Source organism: Kitasatospora sp. NPDC054939 (genome assembly GCF_053610105.1).
Map to the genome: position 1 here is coordinate 1 of NZ_JBSGXP010000187.1, position 15,464 is coordinate 15,464.

16 protein-coding genes and 1 pseudogene are annotated in these 15,464 nt (G+C 76.2%); 10 read left to right on the top strand and 7 right to left on the bottom strand.

What is annotated here, in order from left to right; all coding sequences use genetic code 11:
- Positions 1-60: 60 nt before the first annotated feature.
- The 3 genes from ACWGB8_RS34485 to ACWGB8_RS34495 all read left to right on the top strand — a co-directional run bounded on the left by ACWGB8_RS34485 (position 61) and on the right by ACWGB8_RS34495 (position 2,848).
- Positions 61-1,017 (top strand): GlxA family transcriptional regulator, encoded by a 957-nt coding sequence (locus ACWGB8_RS34485; protein ID WP_452217607.1) that lies wholly within the window; start codon positions 61-63, stop codon positions 1,015-1,017.
- Between the two features lie 201 nt (positions 1,018-1,218).
- Positions 1,219-2,217 (top strand): type I glyceraldehyde-3-phosphate dehydrogenase, encoded by a 999-nt coding sequence (gap, locus tag ACWGB8_RS34490; RefSeq protein ID WP_452217608.1) that lies wholly within the window; start codon positions 1,219-1,221, stop codon positions 2,215-2,217.
- A 262-nt stretch (positions 2,218-2,479) separates the two neighbouring features.
- The gene (locus ACWGB8_RS34495) at positions 2,480-2,848 is read left to right on the top strand and encodes a hypothetical protein (RefSeq protein ID WP_452217609.1); all 369 of its coding nucleotides are present in this window, start codon (positions 2,480-2,482) and stop codon (positions 2,846-2,848) included.
- Between the two features lie 83 nt (positions 2,849-2,931).
- Here ACWGB8_RS34495 and ACWGB8_RS34500 read toward each other — a convergent pair whose 3' ends face one another.
- Positions 2,932-3,546 (bottom strand): CGNR zinc finger domain-containing protein, encoded by a 615-nt coding sequence (locus ACWGB8_RS34500; protein ID WP_452217610.1) that lies wholly within the window; start codon positions 3,544-3,546, stop codon positions 2,932-2,934.
- A 105-nt stretch (positions 3,547-3,651) separates the two neighbouring features.
- Between ACWGB8_RS34500 and ACWGB8_RS34505 the strand changes: the two genes are divergently transcribed.
- Both ACWGB8_RS34505 and ACWGB8_RS34510 read left to right on the top strand, forming a co-directional pair.
- Positions 3,652-4,413 carry a metallophosphoesterase gene (locus ACWGB8_RS34505; protein WP_452217611.1) on the top strand — a complete coding sequence of 254 codons (762 nt, stop codon included), beginning with the start codon at positions 3,652-3,654 and terminating at the stop codon, positions 4,411-4,413.
- Positions 4,410-5,006 (top strand): annotated as a pseudogene (locus ACWGB8_RS34510) (LysE family translocator); the annotation flags it as partial. The gene ACWGB8_RS34505 and the pseudogene ACWGB8_RS34510, both read left to right, overlap by 4 nt.
- A 102-nt stretch (positions 5,007-5,108) precedes the next feature.
- Here ACWGB8_RS34510 and ACWGB8_RS34515 read toward each other — a convergent pair.
- Both ACWGB8_RS34515 and ACWGB8_RS34520 read right to left on the bottom strand, forming a co-directional pair.
- Positions 5,109-7,178 (bottom strand): galactose-binding domain-containing protein, encoded by a 2,070-nt coding sequence (locus ACWGB8_RS34515; protein ID WP_452217612.1) that lies wholly within the window; start codon positions 7,176-7,178, stop codon positions 5,109-5,111.
- Between the two features lie 241 nt (positions 7,179-7,419).
- Complete coding sequence (locus tag ACWGB8_RS34520; RefSeq protein WP_452217613.1) at positions 7,420-8,163, bottom strand: SOS response-associated peptidase; 744 nt, start codon at positions 8,161-8,163, stop codon at positions 7,420-7,422.
- Positions 8,164-8,245: 82 nt separating this feature from the next.
- Between ACWGB8_RS34520 and ACWGB8_RS34525 the strand changes: the two genes are divergently transcribed.
- Complete coding sequence (locus ACWGB8_RS34525) at positions 8,246-8,845, top strand: YdeI/OmpD-associated family protein (protein ID WP_452217614.1); 600 nt, start codon at positions 8,246-8,248, stop codon at positions 8,843-8,845.
- Between the two features lie 53 nt (positions 8,846-8,898).
- On the opposite strand, the gene ACWGB8_RS34530 is transcribed toward ACWGB8_RS34525, so the two are convergent.
- Positions 8,899-9,492 carry a histone deacetylase gene (locus ACWGB8_RS34530; RefSeq protein ID WP_452217622.1) on the bottom strand — a complete coding sequence of 198 codons (594 nt, stop codon included), beginning with the start codon at positions 9,490-9,492 and terminating at the stop codon, positions 8,899-8,901.
- A gap of 304 nt (positions 9,493-9,796) precedes the next feature.
- Between ACWGB8_RS34530 and ACWGB8_RS34535 the strand changes: the two genes are divergently transcribed.
- Positions 9,797-10,498, top strand: a complete 702-nt coding sequence (locus ACWGB8_RS34535) for an SMI1/KNR4 family protein (RefSeq protein ID WP_452217615.1) — start codon at positions 9,797-9,799, stop codon at positions 10,496-10,498.
- 138 nt (positions 10,499-10,636) lie between these two features.
- Complete coding sequence (locus ACWGB8_RS34540) at positions 10,637-12,247, top strand: phospholipase D family protein (protein ID WP_452217616.1); 1,611 nt, start codon at positions 10,637-10,639, stop codon at positions 12,245-12,247.
- A gap of 93 nt (positions 12,248-12,340) precedes the next feature.
- Here the strand turns inward: ACWGB8_RS34540 and ACWGB8_RS34545 are convergent, their stop codons facing one another.
- The 3 genes from ACWGB8_RS34545 to ACWGB8_RS34555 form a co-directional block, all read right to left on the bottom strand.
- Positions 12,341-12,598, bottom strand: coding sequence for a LapA family protein (locus tag ACWGB8_RS34545; RefSeq protein WP_452217617.1), 258 nt, complete (start codon positions 12,596-12,598; stop codon positions 12,341-12,343).
- Positions 12,599-12,657: 59 nt separating this feature from the next.
- Positions 12,658-12,942: a DUF1232 domain-containing protein gene (locus ACWGB8_RS34550; protein ID WP_452217618.1), complete on the bottom strand. Its 285-nt coding sequence runs from the start codon at positions 12,940-12,942 to the stop codon at positions 12,658-12,660.
- A 143-nt stretch (positions 12,943-13,085) separates the two neighbouring features.
- Positions 13,086-13,670 (bottom strand): TetR/AcrR family transcriptional regulator, encoded by a 585-nt coding sequence (locus ACWGB8_RS34555; RefSeq protein ID WP_452217619.1) that lies wholly within the window; start codon positions 13,668-13,670, stop codon positions 13,086-13,088.
- Between the two features lie 88 nt (positions 13,671-13,758).
- Here ACWGB8_RS34555 and ACWGB8_RS34560 point away from each other — a divergent pair, with 88 nt between their 5' ends.
- Together ACWGB8_RS34560 and ACWGB8_RS34565 are read left to right on the top strand one after the other, a co-directional pair.
- A complete protein-coding gene (locus tag ACWGB8_RS34560) occupies positions 13,759-14,235 on the top strand; it encodes an SRPBCC family protein (RefSeq protein ID WP_452217620.1) in 477 nt (158 codons plus the stop codon).
- A 403-nt stretch (positions 14,236-14,638) separates the two neighbouring features.
- The gene (locus tag ACWGB8_RS34565; protein ID WP_452217621.1) at positions 14,639-15,193 is read left to right on the top strand and encodes a hypothetical protein; all 555 of its coding nucleotides are present in this window, start codon (positions 14,639-14,641) and stop codon (positions 15,191-15,193) included.
- Positions 15,194-15,464: the final 271 nt, after the last annotated feature.

Below are 15,464 nucleotides of genomic sequence, written 5' to 3' on the forward strand. Positions count from 1 at the left end.
CGGTGCCGTGCCGGCCGGGGTGTGCGGTGCCCGGTCGACCGCGGGAAGCGAGGGGGCCCGATGGGCCGCAGCAAGCACCGGGTCGCCGTGCTCGTCCTGGAGGGGGCCAAGCCGCTGGACGTCGGCATCCCCGCGCAGGTCTTCTCCAGCCGGCCGAGCATGCCGTACACGGTGCGGGTCTGCGGGGCCGCGCCCGGTCTGGTGGCCGGCGGCGACGGGCTCTCGTACCACGTCGCCGAGGGCCTCGACGCCCTCGCACACGCCGACACCGTCTTCGTCCCCGGCTACCGGGACCCGGCGACCACCGCCCCGCCGGCCGCCGTGGTCGCCGCGCTGGTGGCCGCCCACGAGCGGGGCGCCCGGCTGGCGGCCATCTCGACCGGGGCCTTCGCGCTGGCGGCGACCGGCCTGCTCGACGGCAGGAAGGCGACCACCCACTGGCACTACGCCAAGGCCCTCGCCGAGCGGCACCCGCGGATCCGGGTGGACGAGAACGTGCTGTTCGTGGACGAGGGCGACATGCTCACCTCGGCGGGCGCGGCCTCCGGCATCGACCTCTGCCTGCACCTGGTCCGCCGCGACCACGGGGTGGGGCTCTCCAACCATGTGGCCCGGCGCCTGGTGGCCGCCCCCTACCGCAGCGGCGGCCAGGCCCAGTACGTCCCGCGCAGCGTGCCGGAGCCGCTCGGCGACCTGTTCGCCGACACCCGCGAGTGGGCCCTGCAGCACCTCGCCGAGCCGCTGACCCTGGAGGTGCTGGCCCGCGAGGCGAAGGTCTCGGCGCGCACCTTCTCCCGGCGGTTCGTGGAGGACACCGGGTACACGCCCATGCAGTGGGTACTGCGGGCCCGGGTGGACCTGGCGCGGGAACTGCTCGAACGCACCGACCTGGGGGTCGAGCAGGTCGCCGACCGGGTCGGGCTCGGGACGGGCGCCAACCTGCGGCTGCACTTCCACCGCGTCCTCGGCACCTCGCCCACCGAGTACCGGCACACCTTCGCGGCCCGGCTGCCCTGAGCCCGTCCGGGCCGGGCGGCCACGCCGGGCGCCCGGACCGCCCCGACCTGCGGCGGAGCGTCCGCGGCGTGGCGAGATCCTTGCGGTCGATGGCGAGGTCTCTGGCGAGATCCTTGCGTACCGTGTCGATCCAGCCCCTGTCCGGACACTTCTGCGCTCCGGATCATGGATGGCGTAACGGGAACGACAGAGGGAGCCGCAATGACCCGCATCGCCATCAACGGTTTCGGCCGCATCGGCCGCAACAGCCTGCGCGCCCTGGTGGGCCGCGGCAGCGAGCTCGAGGTGGTGGCCGTCAACGACCTCACCGCCCCCGACGCGCTCGCCCACCTGCTGAAGTTCGACAGCGCGCTGGGCCGCTTCGACCGCACGGTCGAGGTCGACGGCGACGAGCTGGTGGTCGACGGCCGCCGCATCAAGGTGCTCGCCGAGCGCGACCCCGCCGCCCTGCCGTGGGCCGAGCTGGGCGTCGACATCGTGCTGGAGTCCACCGGCCGCTTCACCTCCGCCGGGGCCGCGCGCGCCCACCTCACCGCCGGTGCGAAGAAGGTCCTGGTCAGCGCCCCCTCCGACGGTGCCGACGTCACGCTCGCGTACGGCGTGAACACCGACACCTACGACCCGGCCGCGCACACGATCATCTCGAACGCGTCCTGCACCACCAACGCCCTGGCCCCGCTGGCCGCCGTCCTGGACGAGCTGGCCGGCATCGAGCACGGCTTCATGACCACCGTGCACGCCTACACCCAGGAGCAGAACCTCCAGGACGGCCCGCACCGCGACATGCGCCGCGCCCGCGCCGCCGGCGTCAACATCGTGCCGACCACCACCGGCGCCGCCAAGGCCATCGGCCAGGTCCTGCCGAACCTGGACGGCAAGCTCTCCGGCGACTCGATCCGGGTGCCCGTCCCGGTCGGCTCGATCGTCGAGCTGAACACCACCGTCGAGCGCGAGGTCACCCTCGACGAGGTGCTGGCCGCCTACCGCGCCGCCGCCGACGGCCCGCTCAAGGGCGTCCTCGACTACTCGGACGAGCCGCTGGTCTCCGGCGACATCACGGGCCAGCCCGCCTCGTCCATCTTCGACTCCGCCCTCACCCGCGTCGACGGCAAGCACGTCAAGGTCGTCGCCTGGTACGACAACGAGTGGGGCTTCTCCAACCGTGTCATCGACACCCTGGAGCTGCTCGGCCGCGGCTGAGCCGGCACCGGGCGGCCGGGACGACAGCCGACCGCCCGAAGCCACCGCCGAGGCGGCGGCCCGTCCCGGTTTCGAGGGTGACCGGTCGGGCTGCCGCCTCGGCGCCATGTCTGGGGGGCCGGGGACCGGGGGGGCCGGGGGGCCGGGGGACCGGGGGACCGGGGGGTCGGGGCTACCGGGGCGGGTCGGGAAGGGAAAGGCCCGGCCCGCCCCGATTCGGATACCCTCCGGGGACGCGTACGGCGTCGGGCGGGGGGATCTGATGGACGGTCGGGCGGACAGCGGGCGGCCGGGCGGGCGCCGCCCGCTGCGGGTGATGGCCGACTACGACTGCCACCCGCTCTGGTTCACCGCGCCGGACGAGGTCGGCGACGTGGCGCCGGACGACCCCGAACTCGGGCTGTCGGCCGAGCTGGCGCAGGCCCTGGACGCCTGGGCGGCGCGCTTCGACGCGCTCCTGGACCGCGACGACCCCGCGGCGAGCGACTTCGAGTCCCCCGCGGCCGAGCGGCGCTTCTACGCCGACGGCGAACAGCTGGCCCACCGGGTCGCCCGCGAACTCGGCCCCGCCTGGCAGGTCGGCTGGTTCGACGGCCGCCGCCACCGCGCGGTCCCGGACGCCCCCGCCTGACGGATCCGGGCGCGCCCCTGCGCCGGCCGCGCCTGCGCCCCGCGTGAGACCGTCCCCACCGTCCCCGACTGACCGCCCCCCGCTCAGCCCTGCTGCGCCGCGGTGTCCTCCCCCGCGCCGGCCTCGCGGTGGCGGCGGTAGTGGCGGGCCACCCGGGCGCGGTTGCCGCAGGACGGCTTGCAGAACTCCTGGCGCCCGTGGCCGCGGACGAAGTAGCGCACGCAGCGCGGCGCCGTGCAGGCGCGCAGCCGTGCGCGGTCCGGTCCGGCCAGGAACTCGACGGCGGCCGCGGCGAGCGCGGCGGTGACCCGGACGAGCGGATCGGCTTCCGGGGCGAGCCGGTGGGCGACCGGGGGTGCGCCCTCGGGCCAGTTGAGCTGCGGGGCGGCCGGGCGCCGGGCAGCCGCGGTGTTGACCCGTTCCAGCGCCTCGGCGAGCGGCAGCAGCCGGTGCGCGTCGGCGGGGCTGGGCGGCGCGGGGCTGACGGCGCGGGCGAACAGGGCGCGGACGGCCGCGCGCAGGGCGAGCACCTCGGCGAGCGCCGCCCCGTCGGCGGTGAAGCCCGCGGCGTCCAGTGCCTCGGCGCGCTCGCCGACCCAGGCGGTCAGTTCGGTGGGCGAGGCGAGGTCGTCGGCCACCCCGCCGTTGCCGTCGTGGCGGATGGTGCTCGCCAGTTCCAGGGCCAGGAAGCGGTCCACGTCCTCCTCCTCCGCATCTCCTCCCGCGCGGGTCGCGCGGGTCGTCGTGCTCGCGCACTTGATCATCCGATGCCTCGTACTCTACCGTCCTAATGCAAATAGCCGATGCAACCATTAGGACGGTTCTCCGTGGTACTGCTCGCCCAGATCAGCGACCTCCACCTGGACGGCTCCGAACGCGCCGCCGAACGCGCCGCGCGGGTCGTCGGCCACCTGCGCTCCCTGCCGACCCCGGTCGACGCCCTGCTGGTCACCGGTGACATCGCCGACCACGGGACCATCGAGGAGTACCGGCAGGCCGCCGCGCTGCTGGAGCTGCCCTTCCCGGTGCTGACCTGCCCCGGCAACCACGACGTGCGGTCCGCCTACCGCGCGGGCCTGCTCGGCGAGGCCCCGTCCGACGGGCCGGTCAACCGGCTGCACCGGGTCGGCCCGGTGGCCGTGCTGATGTGCGACTCGACGATCCCCGGCAGCGACGAGGGCCTGCTCGACACCGCGACCCTGGACTGGGTCGAGTCCTCGCTGACCGGGCTGGCCCCCGGGACCCGCGCACTGATCGCCTTCCACCAGCCCCCGGTCGTCCTGCACCACCCGCTCCCGGACGCCGGCCGGCTCCGCGAGCCCGAGCGGCTGGCCGCCCTGCTGGACCGCCACCCCGAGGTGGTCGCCGTCCTCACCGGCCACGCCCACACCGCCGCCGCCGCGCAGTTCGCCGGCCGCCCGCTGGTCGTCGGGCCCGCCACCACCTGGACGCTGCGGCTGCCCTGGGAGGGCGAGGCCGCCGCCGACCGGGACGCGCCGCCCGGGCTGGCCTACCACGTGGTCGACGGGGGCACGCTGGCCACGCACTTCCGCGTCGTCCCGTGACCGCCGCCCGGGTCGCGGCCTTCCTGCTCGCCGTCCTCCCGCTGATCGCCACCCCGGGCGCGAGCCTGGCGCTGCTGGTCCGCGAGGTCGCGGCCGGCGGCCGCAGCCGGGCCCTGCCCGTGGTCGGCGGCACCGTCAGCGGCCTGGCCGTGCACGCCGCCCTCGCCGCGGCGGGGCTGTCGGCGGTGGTGCTGCACTCCGCCCGGGCCTTCGCCGCGGTCCGGCTGGCGGGCGCCGCCTACCTGGTGGGCCTGGGCCTGTGGACCCTGTGGCGGAGCCGCTCCGCGCACCGGCCGGCCCGCCGCGCCGCGGGCCCGCGCGGGCGTTCGGCGTACGGGCAGGCGCTGCTCGGCAACGTGCTCAACCCCAAGGCCGCCTCGATCTTCCTCACGCTGCTGCCGCAGTTCGTCGACCCGGCCCGCCCGGTGCTCCCGCAGTTGCTGGTGCTGACCGCGGCCCACGCGCTGCTGCTCACCGCCTGGCTGGCCGGGTGGGCGCTGCTGCTCGCCGCGGCCGGCCGCACCCCGGGGAGCGCCCGGCTCCGGGCCCGGCTGGACCGCCTCGGCGGCGCCGTCCTGGTCGCGCTGGGCCTGCGGGCCGCGGTCGCCGGCTGCCGGCACGCGGCGGCGCCCGCACGCCGCTCGGCGCGGCCGGGCCGCATCCCGGCCGCGCCGACGGGTGGTGCCGTGTGCCGGTCAGGTGCCGAACACGCCGACCTCGTACAGCGAGTAGCCGTACCGGGTGCCGCGCTCGACGCCCTGGACGCGCAGGTAGCGGGCGGACACCGGGTCGAAGCGGGCGGTGTCCAGGCCGCCGTTGCCGCCGGTGGTGGTCCAGACGGTCCGCCAGGCGGCGCCGTCGGCGGACACCTCGATCCGGTAGCCCCGGGCGTACGCGGCCTCCCAGTCCAGGGTGACCCGGGAGACGGTGTGGGTGCCGCCGAGGTCCAGCCGCAGCCACTGGTCGTCGCTCCAGTCGCTGGCCCAGCGGGTGGAGCGGGAGCCGTCCACCGCCCGGTCGGCCCGGTAGCTGGTGAACAGGCCCCACTCCGCCGAACTCGCCGCGGCCGACGTCCCGGCGGCGCGGGCCAGGTCGGTGCCCGGGTCGTGCCGCTCGGTGGCCCGCCAGGTCGTGAGGTACGACTCGGCGCCGAGGAACAGGTCGTCGACCACGTCCTGCCCGCCGCTCAGCCGCATCTGCTCGATCCAGTCGGGCACCAGGCCGTGGTGCGCGAGGCCGTCCCGGTTGAGGTCCCAGGTGCGCTCGCCGGTGACCTGCCGGTCGATCACCGACTGCCCGTCGGCGCTGCGGAACGGGTAGCGGACGGCGTTGGGCGCGCCCTCGCCGACCGGGCCGGGCCAGCCGCCGACGCCGTTCATGTCGGTGCCGTACGCGTAGCCGGCGACGCCGTACTTGGCACGCAGGTCGGCGGTGCGCCGGGCCTCGCCGACGAAGCCCTCGGCGGAGTGCGCGTACTGCGCGGCGAACCCGCCGAGCCGGTAGAGCCGCTCGGTCCACTGGAGGTCCATCCAGCTGTGGCTGGAGATCACCCCCGGGTACTGCGCGGCCTCCAGGATGTCGAAGGCCCGCCCGGCGGCCTTCACGCTCATGTGGTCGATCTCCAGCATCATGTTGCGCTGCATCAGGCCGCGCAGCGCGTACTCCCCGAGCCGGGTCAGGCCGCGGGTGTTGCAGCGGGCCTCGGAGCCGTACGAGGGCGGTGCCACGCCGGCGGGCAGCAGGGAGGCCGCCTTTCCGGTGAGCAGGCCGATCGGGTTGTCGTGCTGCGGTCCGGTGCACGCCTCGGTGGTCCAGAAGGTGCCGGTGGAGAGGAACTGCCCGGCGTTGACGGCCGCGCCGATGGTGCCCTCGTCGAAGCGGACGCCGCACAGCGCGTTGTCGAACTTGTGGCAGAGGAACATGCTGCGCACGCCGAGCGCGTGCAGCTCGTCCAGGCCGCGGTCGATGGCGTCCTCGTCGCACTGCGCGAAGTCCAGGATCTGCTTGCAGCCGAACGGCTCGGAGGTCTCCACCCCGAGGACGACGGCCAGCTTGCCCTGGGCGACCACGGTGCGGGCCTGATTCGCGTCGGTGACGATCCGGAACCAGCCCTTGCCGGCGCCGCCGTACATCGCGTCGACGTAGGACTGGAGTTCGTAGGTCTTCTGGGCCTCCAGGCGGATCGCGGCCATCTCGTCGCAGCTGCGGTCCTTGTACGGGTAGACGGAGCAGAGCAGTCCGTTGGTCACCAGGTCGTTGACCAGGATCCGCTGGCCGCCGCGCCAGGCGCGCTCCACCCAGGCGTAGTAGTTCTGCTGGTGGCTCAGCGAGTTGTGGGCCGGCCAGTCGGCGAAGGTCGGCCAGCCGGCCGGGTCGTGGTGGCCGTCGGCGCCGCCGGTGACGTTCTCGAACAGCGCGAGCGCGCCGTCCGGGTAGTGCTCGGGGCAGTCCTTGAGGGCGTCGGCGGCACCCTTCGGCGAGAACGTGGCGCCGCAGATGAGCCGGCCGCCGAAGCCCTCGTTGGACATCAGGTGGTTGTGCGCGTCGACGGTGCCGCGGACCCGGCCCGCGGCATCGGTGCCCGACAGCGGCGGGCCGGTGACGTTGATCTGCGAGTCGGGGGCGGGCCTGGCGGTGGGGTTCCACCAGCCGTCGGCCGCCCGTGCGCTGGGGCCCGGTACCGCTCCGGCCAGGGTGGCGGCGAGGAGCAGCAGCAGTGCGAAGAAGGAGGTGAGGACGCGTCGGCCCGTGAGTTGCCCGGTCATGGGCGCACCTTTCGGCTCGTGGGGGCGAGGAAAGGGGGTGCAGGGGTGCGGGCGTGCAGGAGTGCGGGATGGGAGCGGGGGCAGCGGCGGGTGGGGCGCGCGGGAGCCGGGGGTGCGCCGTCCGTCGGTGCCGGTGCACCTGAGAATCCCGAGTGGCGCTGGGCACGTCAAGCTCTCGGACGGAACAACTTACCGAGCGGTCGCTTTGCGGGCGGAGCGGAGGCCGTGGCCCGACGGTCGGTCAGTCGGCCAGGCCCAGCGGGTCGTCGACCCGGTCGAGCAGCGCCGGACCGTCCGAGCGGACGCTGTTCACCGCGGTCGAGACGGCCCGCACCGCGAGCTCGCCGTCGGCCGGGGTGCGCAGCAGCCGGTGCAGGTCGGCGGGGTCGGAGACGTCCGGGTCCAGCCAGGTGGCGAGGTCGTCCGCGGCGAGGGTGAGCGGCATCCGGTCGTGGATCCGGCCGGCGGCGTCCGTGGCGTCCGTCGTGATGATCGTCGTACTGGCGATCCAGGCCAGCGGGTCGTCGTCCGGGCGAGAGCGGTCGCGCCAGAACTCGTACAGCCCGGCCATCAGCATCACCGAGCCGGTGCTCAGGAAGTACGGCTGCTTGAACGCCTTGCGGCCCGCGTCGGCCGGCACCGGGCGCCACTCGAAGTACCCGTCCGCCGGGATCACACAGCGCCGCGCGGCGAAGGCCTTGCGGAAGGCCGGCTTCTCGTGGACGGTCTCCGAGCGGGCGTTGATCATGCGGGCGCCGCCGGACGGGTCCTTGGACCAGGACGGCACCAGGCCCCACCGCAGCGGGCGCAGCCGGCGCACCAGCTCACCGGTCTCGCGGTCCAGGCGCTCCAGCACGGCCGGCACCGGGTCGGTGGGCGCCACGTTCCAGCTCGGCGCCAGGGTCTCGGCGGGATCCCAGGCCAGCTCGCCCAGCAGGCCGACGAGGTCCAGGGGCGTCGTGGTGGAGACGAAGCGACCGCACATGCGCCCACCCTGCCACGTCCGCCGGGCCGGATGCGACCCGCCTCTCCCGGGGTGTGTCGGAGGCGCACCGTAGCCTGGGCGCATGGGAGAGATCGATGGGGTGGAGATCATCGCCTTCCCGGACGCCGAGGCGTTCGAGGAGTGGCTGGCCGGCAACCACGCGCGCCGGGAGGGTGTGTGGGTGAAGGTCGCGAAGAAGAAGTCCGGCATCCCCACCGTCACCGACGACGAGCTGGTCGACATCGGGCTCTGCTGGGGCTGGATCTCGGGGCAGCGCCGCTCTCTCGACGAGCAGTACTACCTGCAGAAGTACGTCCCCCGCCGGCCCCGGAGCCTCTGGTCGCAGGTCAACGTGGACAAGGTGGCGGCCCTGACCGGGGCCGGGCGGATGCGCGAGCCCGGGCTCGCCGAAGTGCGCCGGGCACAGGAGGACGGCCGCTGGGCGGCCGCCTACGAGTCGCAGAAGAACGCGGCCGTCCCGCCCGACCTCGCGGCCGAACTCGCCCGCCGGCCCGGCGCCGCACAAGCCTTCGAGGCCCTCGACCGGACGGGCCGCTACCAGCTGATCCTGCCCCTGCTGCAGGCCCTCACCCCCGAGGCGCGGCAGTCCCGCCTGGCCCGCGCGCTGCGCACCCTCACCGGCGGGCAGGCCGCCGACGGCACGGAGGCCGACCCGGCGTAGCGGGCCCGTCCCGCAGCACCATGACGCCCGGTCAAGGACTCTCGGGCCGCGCGTCAGGGGGCCGGGGGCCGGTCCCGCAGGGCGTCGAGGACGCCGGCCGGCGTCCAGTGGCCGTCCGCCCCCGGGCGGGAGGCCAGGTAGCGGGCGGCGTGCCGGCGGCTCCAGCCGTGCGCCTGGCCCAACCCGGAGGCGAGACTGCGCAGGTAGCGGGCGGACGGCGGGCTCAGCGCGGCCCCGGCCAGCCCCCACGGCGCGGTGACGGTCAGCACCGGGGTGCCGTCGATCGCCCCGGGGCACACCAGCGTCTCGTACCGCCCGGGCCCCAGCCGGTCGCGCCCCCGCGCCACGGCCGCCGCCAGGTCGAGGTCCGTCCCCGGCGGCCGGTACATCTCCTGGGCCGCGATGTCACTGAACTGCTCCGCCGTCACCAGGTAGGCGCGGGCGGGCATCCGGCCGGGCCGGTCCGGGTCGTAGAAGCCCATGCCCCCGGTCCAGGCCACCGACTCCAGCGCGAAGTACAGCACCCCCGGCAGCAGCACCGGCACCGCCCGCCCGGGCGGCCGGCCGTCCCGGCAGCCCGGGTAGGTCAGCACCCCGCCCCGGGGCCGCCCGCCTCCCAGGTAGCAGGCCAGTCGTTCGGCGTGCATGTTCGACCCGTACGCCGCGTACCAGACCAGCCCCGCACCGCCGACCGCTCCCGGCCGGGCCGGCACCGGGCGCACCGGCCCGCCCGCCGCACCTTCCACCTGCTCCACGCCGGCCGACGCTACCCGCCGCCGACCGCCGCGAACGCCGCAACCGCCGCGACCGGCAGGGCAGGCCGGGCGCGCGGGGCCGTTCGGGTGGCCGACGCCCCCTCACGGGCCGACCCCGGTGGCGGGTCGCGGGTCGCGGTCCGGCCTCCCCGGCCGCCGGACCTGACCGCCCTGACCGGCCGGTAGGGTGGGCCGGATGACGACCTTCGGCGACGAACTCACCGCGCGGCTGCGGGCGCTGGACGCCCGCGTACCGTTCGACCTGCGGATCCTGCCCGGCGCGGCCGCCGCCGACCTCGACCGGTGGCCGCTGCCCCCGGACGCCCGGGCGCTGCTCGCGCGCCTCGGCGGATTCGCCGTGCCGCCCGTGGAGTTCGTGCTCACCGGCCACCCCCGCCAGGAGTCCGGCCACGGCCTGCCCGAGCGGCGCTGGGTGGTCTCCGACGACGGCGGCGGCGGCCTCACCTGGGTGGACGTCGACGCCGACGGCGCCTGGGGACAGGTGCTGATGCAGTACCGCGAGGGCGGGCTGTTCGTGCAGGCGGCCTCGGTCGAGGCGTGGCTGCTGCGCCTGGTCGCCACCGCCGAGGAACTGGTCGAGGAGACCGGCTTCGAGGACGGCGTCCAGCCGTACGCCGACGAGTTCTGGGACGCCCTCCACCCGACCGGCCCCGACCTGCCGCTGCACCCGGCCGCCGACCTCGCGGGGCAGGGCACCGCCGCCGACCCGGTGCTCGCCGGCCTCGCCGCCCGGGTGCCCGCCGACGCCCTGCTGGCCGACCTGCGCGGCGCCGCCCCCGGCGCCCGGGCCCGCTTCGACCGGCACCACACCTCCTACCGCCTCGAACGCGCCGCCGCGGCCCCGGTCTTCGCCGCCGTCCCGCTCCACCGGGGGTAGCGGGCCGTCTACCGCCCGCAGCGGCCCGCCTCGGCATGGTCCACCCCCGCCCGGAACGGGTACACGAAGGGCGAGGGCGCCGACGCACCCGGGGGTGCCGGCGTCCCGCCGAAACCCGACCGAGGGCGGACACCGAGCGTGCGGTACGACGACTGGTTCCTGGCGAGCGGCCAACGGGGCAACCCGGCCGCCCGCCTCGACCGCCGCCACCCCGACGGCGCCGCCTGGTCCACCGGCAACCTGGCCCGCCCGCTGGTGCACGGCTCGGTCTACTTCGCCGAACTCCTCGCCGCCGTCCGCCGCCAGCGGGCGGGCGACCTCCTGCTGTTCACCGACTGGCGCGGCGACCCCGACGAACGACTGGCCGGCCCCGGCACCGGGATCGGCCGGGTGCTGGGCGAGGCGGCCGGGCGCGGCGTCCTCGTCAAGGGCCTGCTCTGGCGCTCCCACCTCGACGCTCTGCAGTTCAGCGAGCGCGAGAACCGCCACCTCGGCGAGGAGATCGAGCAGGCCGGCGGCGAGTGCCTGCTCGACATGCGGGTGCGGCCCGGCGGCTCGCACCACCAGAAGTGCGTGGTCCTGCGCCACCCCGGCCGCCCCGCCCTCGACACCGCCTACATCGGCGGCATCGACCTCTGCCACAGCCGCAACGACGGGCCCGGGCACCACGGCGACCCGCAGGGCCGGCCGATCGCCGGCGCCTACGGCCCCCGCCCGCCCTGGCACGACGTCCAGCTCGCACTGAACGGCCCGGTGGTCGGCGACATCGAAGCCTGCTTCCGCGAGCGCTGGGAGGACCCGGCACCGCTCAGTCGCAGCCCGCTGCTGCGGCTGCGCAGCCTCGTCCACGGCGACGACACCCGGCCCGGCACCCTGCCGCCCCAGCTGCCCGACCCGCCGCCCTGCGGCCCGCACACCGTCCAGGTGCTGCGCACCTACCCCAACCGCCTGCTGAGCGGCTACGACTTCGCCCCGGACGGCGAGCGCAGCATCGCGCGCAGCTACCTCAAGGCCCTGCGCCGGGCCCGCACCCTGATCCACCTGGAGGACCAGTACCTCTGGTCGCCGCAGGTCGTCGGCAGCTTCGCCGCGGCCCTGGCCGCGCACCCGGAGCTGCGGCTCGTCGCGGTGGTGCCGTCGGTGCCGGAACAGGACGGGCGGCTGACGCTGCCGATGAACCTGGTCGGCCGGATCGACGCGCTGGAGGTGCTGCGCCGCGCGGGCGGCGACCGGGTGGCGGTCTACGGGCTGGAGAACCACGCGGGCACGCCGGTGTACGTGCACGCCAAGGTCTGTGTCATCGACGACGTCTGGGCCTCGGTCGGCTCGGACAACATCAACCTGCGCTCCTGGACGCACGATTCGGAGCTGAACTGCGCGGTGCTGGACGAGTCCGCGGACGGGCGGGCGCCGGTCGACCCGGGCGGACTCGGCGACGGGGCCCGGGGGTTCGCCCGGGAGCTGCGGCTGGAACTCGCCCGGGAGCACCTGGACGCCGGCGACGGCGGTGCGGCGGCCCGGGAGCTGTGCGACCCGGTGCGGGCCTTCGAGGCGTTCGCGGCCTCGGCGGCGGCGCTCGACGCCTGGCACGAGGGCGGCCGGGCGGGCCCCCGGCCGCCGGGCCGGCTGCGCCGCTACCGCCCGCCGGAGCTCTCGGGCCCGCGCCGGGCCCTCGCGCTCCCGCTCTACCGGGTCCTGGTGGACCCCGACGGGCGGCCCTGGGGGCTGCGCCGGCGCGGCGCGTTCTGAGCCGTCCCCCGCCCGGTGGGGGTGTGCGGTCGGCGGCGTCCCGAGGCGGGTCGGCGGGGTCAGGTGGGTCGGCGGCGCCCGGAGGCGGCGGGGTCAGGCCCGCGGGCGGCGGCGGCTGAGGAAGAAGCCGATGACCACGCCGACCGCGACGGTGACGGTCAGGACGACCCACAGCGGCATGGTGACGTCGGCGACCCACAGGGTGATGGAGACCGAATCGGTGTTCGCCGCGATGAACCAGGCGGCGAGGGCCGCGAGGACGGCGATCCCGATCGTCCGCAGGCGCATGTCGCGGCCCTTGACCGTGATCCTCGACGGGCCGGGGGGAGGCGCAGTGTTCTTCTTCGCCATGCCCCCAGTATCGCGCTCCGCAGCCCGCCCCACCCGTCGAGCGGGCGCCGGCGCCGGGGTCAGGCGGACTCGTGCCGGGCGTGCGCCGCGGCCTTGCCCAGCGTGCGCAGGGCGATCAGCAACAGGCCGACGTCGTCGAGCAGGACGGGGTCGGGAAGCAGGTCCACGGGGCTGACCAGGTAGACGAGGGAGGCCCAGAACAGGACCTTGCCCGACATGGGCACACCGGACGACCCCAGCATCCTGCGGACCTTGACCAGCTTGACCGCCAGGACGACGGCGGCCACCAGGGCGGCGAGGAGCACCGCGCCGGCGAGCCACCAGAACACGCCGCTGCCGTCCATCCGTCACCTCCGACCGAACCGGCCGCGTCCGGCACCCCAGAGGTCCTGGCCCTCCCGGGCGGACCGACGGGTCGCCGGGCCGGGGAACGGACGCGGTTCCCCCCAGGGTACGGGAGGCCGCGGCGGCGGCGCGGAGGGAGGCGTCAGGGCCCTGCCGGTCCCGGCCCCAGCAGTCGGCCGAGGTAGGAGCGGTAGAGGGCGCGGAGGTCGACGGTCTCCGGATCGAGGAGCCAGAGGGTGAGGGCGCCCTCCAGGAAGGCCAGCAGTTCGGTGGCGGCGGCCCCGGGGTCGAGGCCGGGCGGGAGGTCGTCGGCGGCCTGGGCCAGGGTCGCGGTGATGTGCCGGCGCAGCAGGCGGGCGCGTTCCCGGAAGCGGGTGTTGACCGCGGAGTCGGTGGCGAGGTGCTCGGCCTGCAGCACGGTGTGCAGGGTGGCGAGTCCGGCGTGCCGGGTCATGTGCTCGGCGTCGGAGTGCAGGGCGGCGACCAGTCCGGGGAGCCCGCCGCCGACGTACTCGGAGAGCCGGGCGGCGGCCCGGGCGTCGTACTCGTCGAGGACGGCCTGCAGCAGCAGGTCCTTGCTGCCGAAGTGGTGGATCACGGCGGAGGGGCTGACGCCGACCCGGGTGGCGATGGCGGCCACTCCGGTGCCCCGATAGCCGTGCTGACCGAACAGCTCGATGGCGGCGTCGACGATACGGGCCCGCCGCTCGACGCCGCGCTGTTGCACCTGTCCCTTGATCCCAGCGATGCGGCCACCCTACCGGGGCGGAAACCGGGGTGCGGAACCGGGTTCGCCGCCATTATGCTGAACGACCATGCAGGAAAATGTGAACGGGCCCGCGCCCGAGCTGACCGTGTCCGCCGCGCTGTCGATCGCCGCCCCGCCCGCCCGGGTGTGGGAGATCCTCACCGCCTTCGACCGCTACCCCGCATGGCACCCGTCGCTGGAGGTCCTCGACGGCGCCGCCGAACCCGGCTCGCCGATCCGGATGCGGATCGCCGCCGGCACGCCCGCCGAACGCAGCGCCGAAGGGGTCGTGGTCGAGGCCGCCGCCCCCGCGGTGCTCACCTGGGAGGGCGGCATCCCCGACCAGCTCTGGGGCCGCCACCGCTTCGAGCTGACCCCGGAGGGCGCGGGCACCCGCCTGGACAACAGCGAGGTCTTCAGCGGCGCGCTCGCCGAAGCCGTCCTCGCCCGGAGCCGCGCCCTGCTGGAGGCCGAGTTCGCCGCCGGCAACGAGGCCCTCAGGGCCTTCGCCGAGCGGACGGCGGAGGGCGCGGGGGAGCACTGACACCGCCGGGCCGGGGCCGCCGCCGAGGCGCTGGGTGCTGCCTGACGCCGCCCCGGCCCCCGGCGGCGCGGCCCCCGGGGTGGCGGCCGAAACGCTACCGGGGGCCGACCGAAAGGTCCGGCTCGTGCGGTCGGCGGGGGTTGTCCCGGTCCGTCCCGGCGCGGTGGGATTCCGGTGGTGACCCGTGGACCTCCGGCCGCACTGCCGTCGAGGTCCCGTTCACCCGGTGGCCGGTGCGGTCGCGGCGGCCCACTCCCCGGGGCGTCCGCGCACCGCCCGGCCACCGTCGGACCCGATGTCGACGGAACGGGAGTGCACGAGCGTGGGAAGTGACAGTAGGACCGGTCCGAGCAGAGCCGCCGGCGGCCCGGGGGCCCGACCCGGCCGCCCGGCCCTGCGGTCGGTGCCGTCACTCGCGTCGGCTCCGCTGCTGCGCCTGGTGCCGGCCCAGCGGAGCGCCCCGGAACGGGCCGACGGTGCCGGGCGCGTCGACCCCGGGCAGCCGGACTACTGCGGGCAACCCGCCGACCCCGGCCGACCCGCCGACCCCGGCCGACCTGTCGACCCCGGCCGCGAGCCGGGCCTCCGGCCGGGCACGGACGTCCACTGGTGCGCCGCCCGGCCCGCCTCGCCGGCCGGGATCCGCGCGCGGCGGACGGCGGCGGCGCTGGGCGTCGGGCTGGTGCTGGGGGAGGCCGATCCGGGTTCCGCCCGGGTCCGGGAGACGGTGGAGCGGTACGGGGTGACCGTGCTGGAGGCCGCCCCGGCGGTGCTCCGGGAGTTCGTCGAGCGGGAGCTCGCCGACGCACCGGCCGAGCGGTCCGGCGGCCTCCCGGCGCCGGCCACCCTGCGGGCGCTGGTGCCCCTCACCGGGCCGGACGCGGCGGACCGGTGGGCCTGGTACCGCGAGGCGCCGTCGGAGCCGTGGGTGCTGCGCCAGTACCCGGCACCGCGCTGAGTCCGCGTCGGGCCGCCGCGCACCAGGCCCGCCGACCGAGAGCTTTGGCCCGGAGCACCGAAAGACCGGCCTTCGGGGCCCGGCCGACGGGCCATGATCGAACCGTGCCACCGTCCGTCGCGCCCGCCGGGACGGCAACGGGGCGCCCGCACCACGGACGAGTCCAGAGGGAGAATGTGTTGAGCAACGAGAGCCTGGCCAACCTGCTCAAGGAGGAGCGGCGTTTCGCTCCGCCGGCGGAGCTCGCCGCAGCCGCCAACGTCACCGCGGC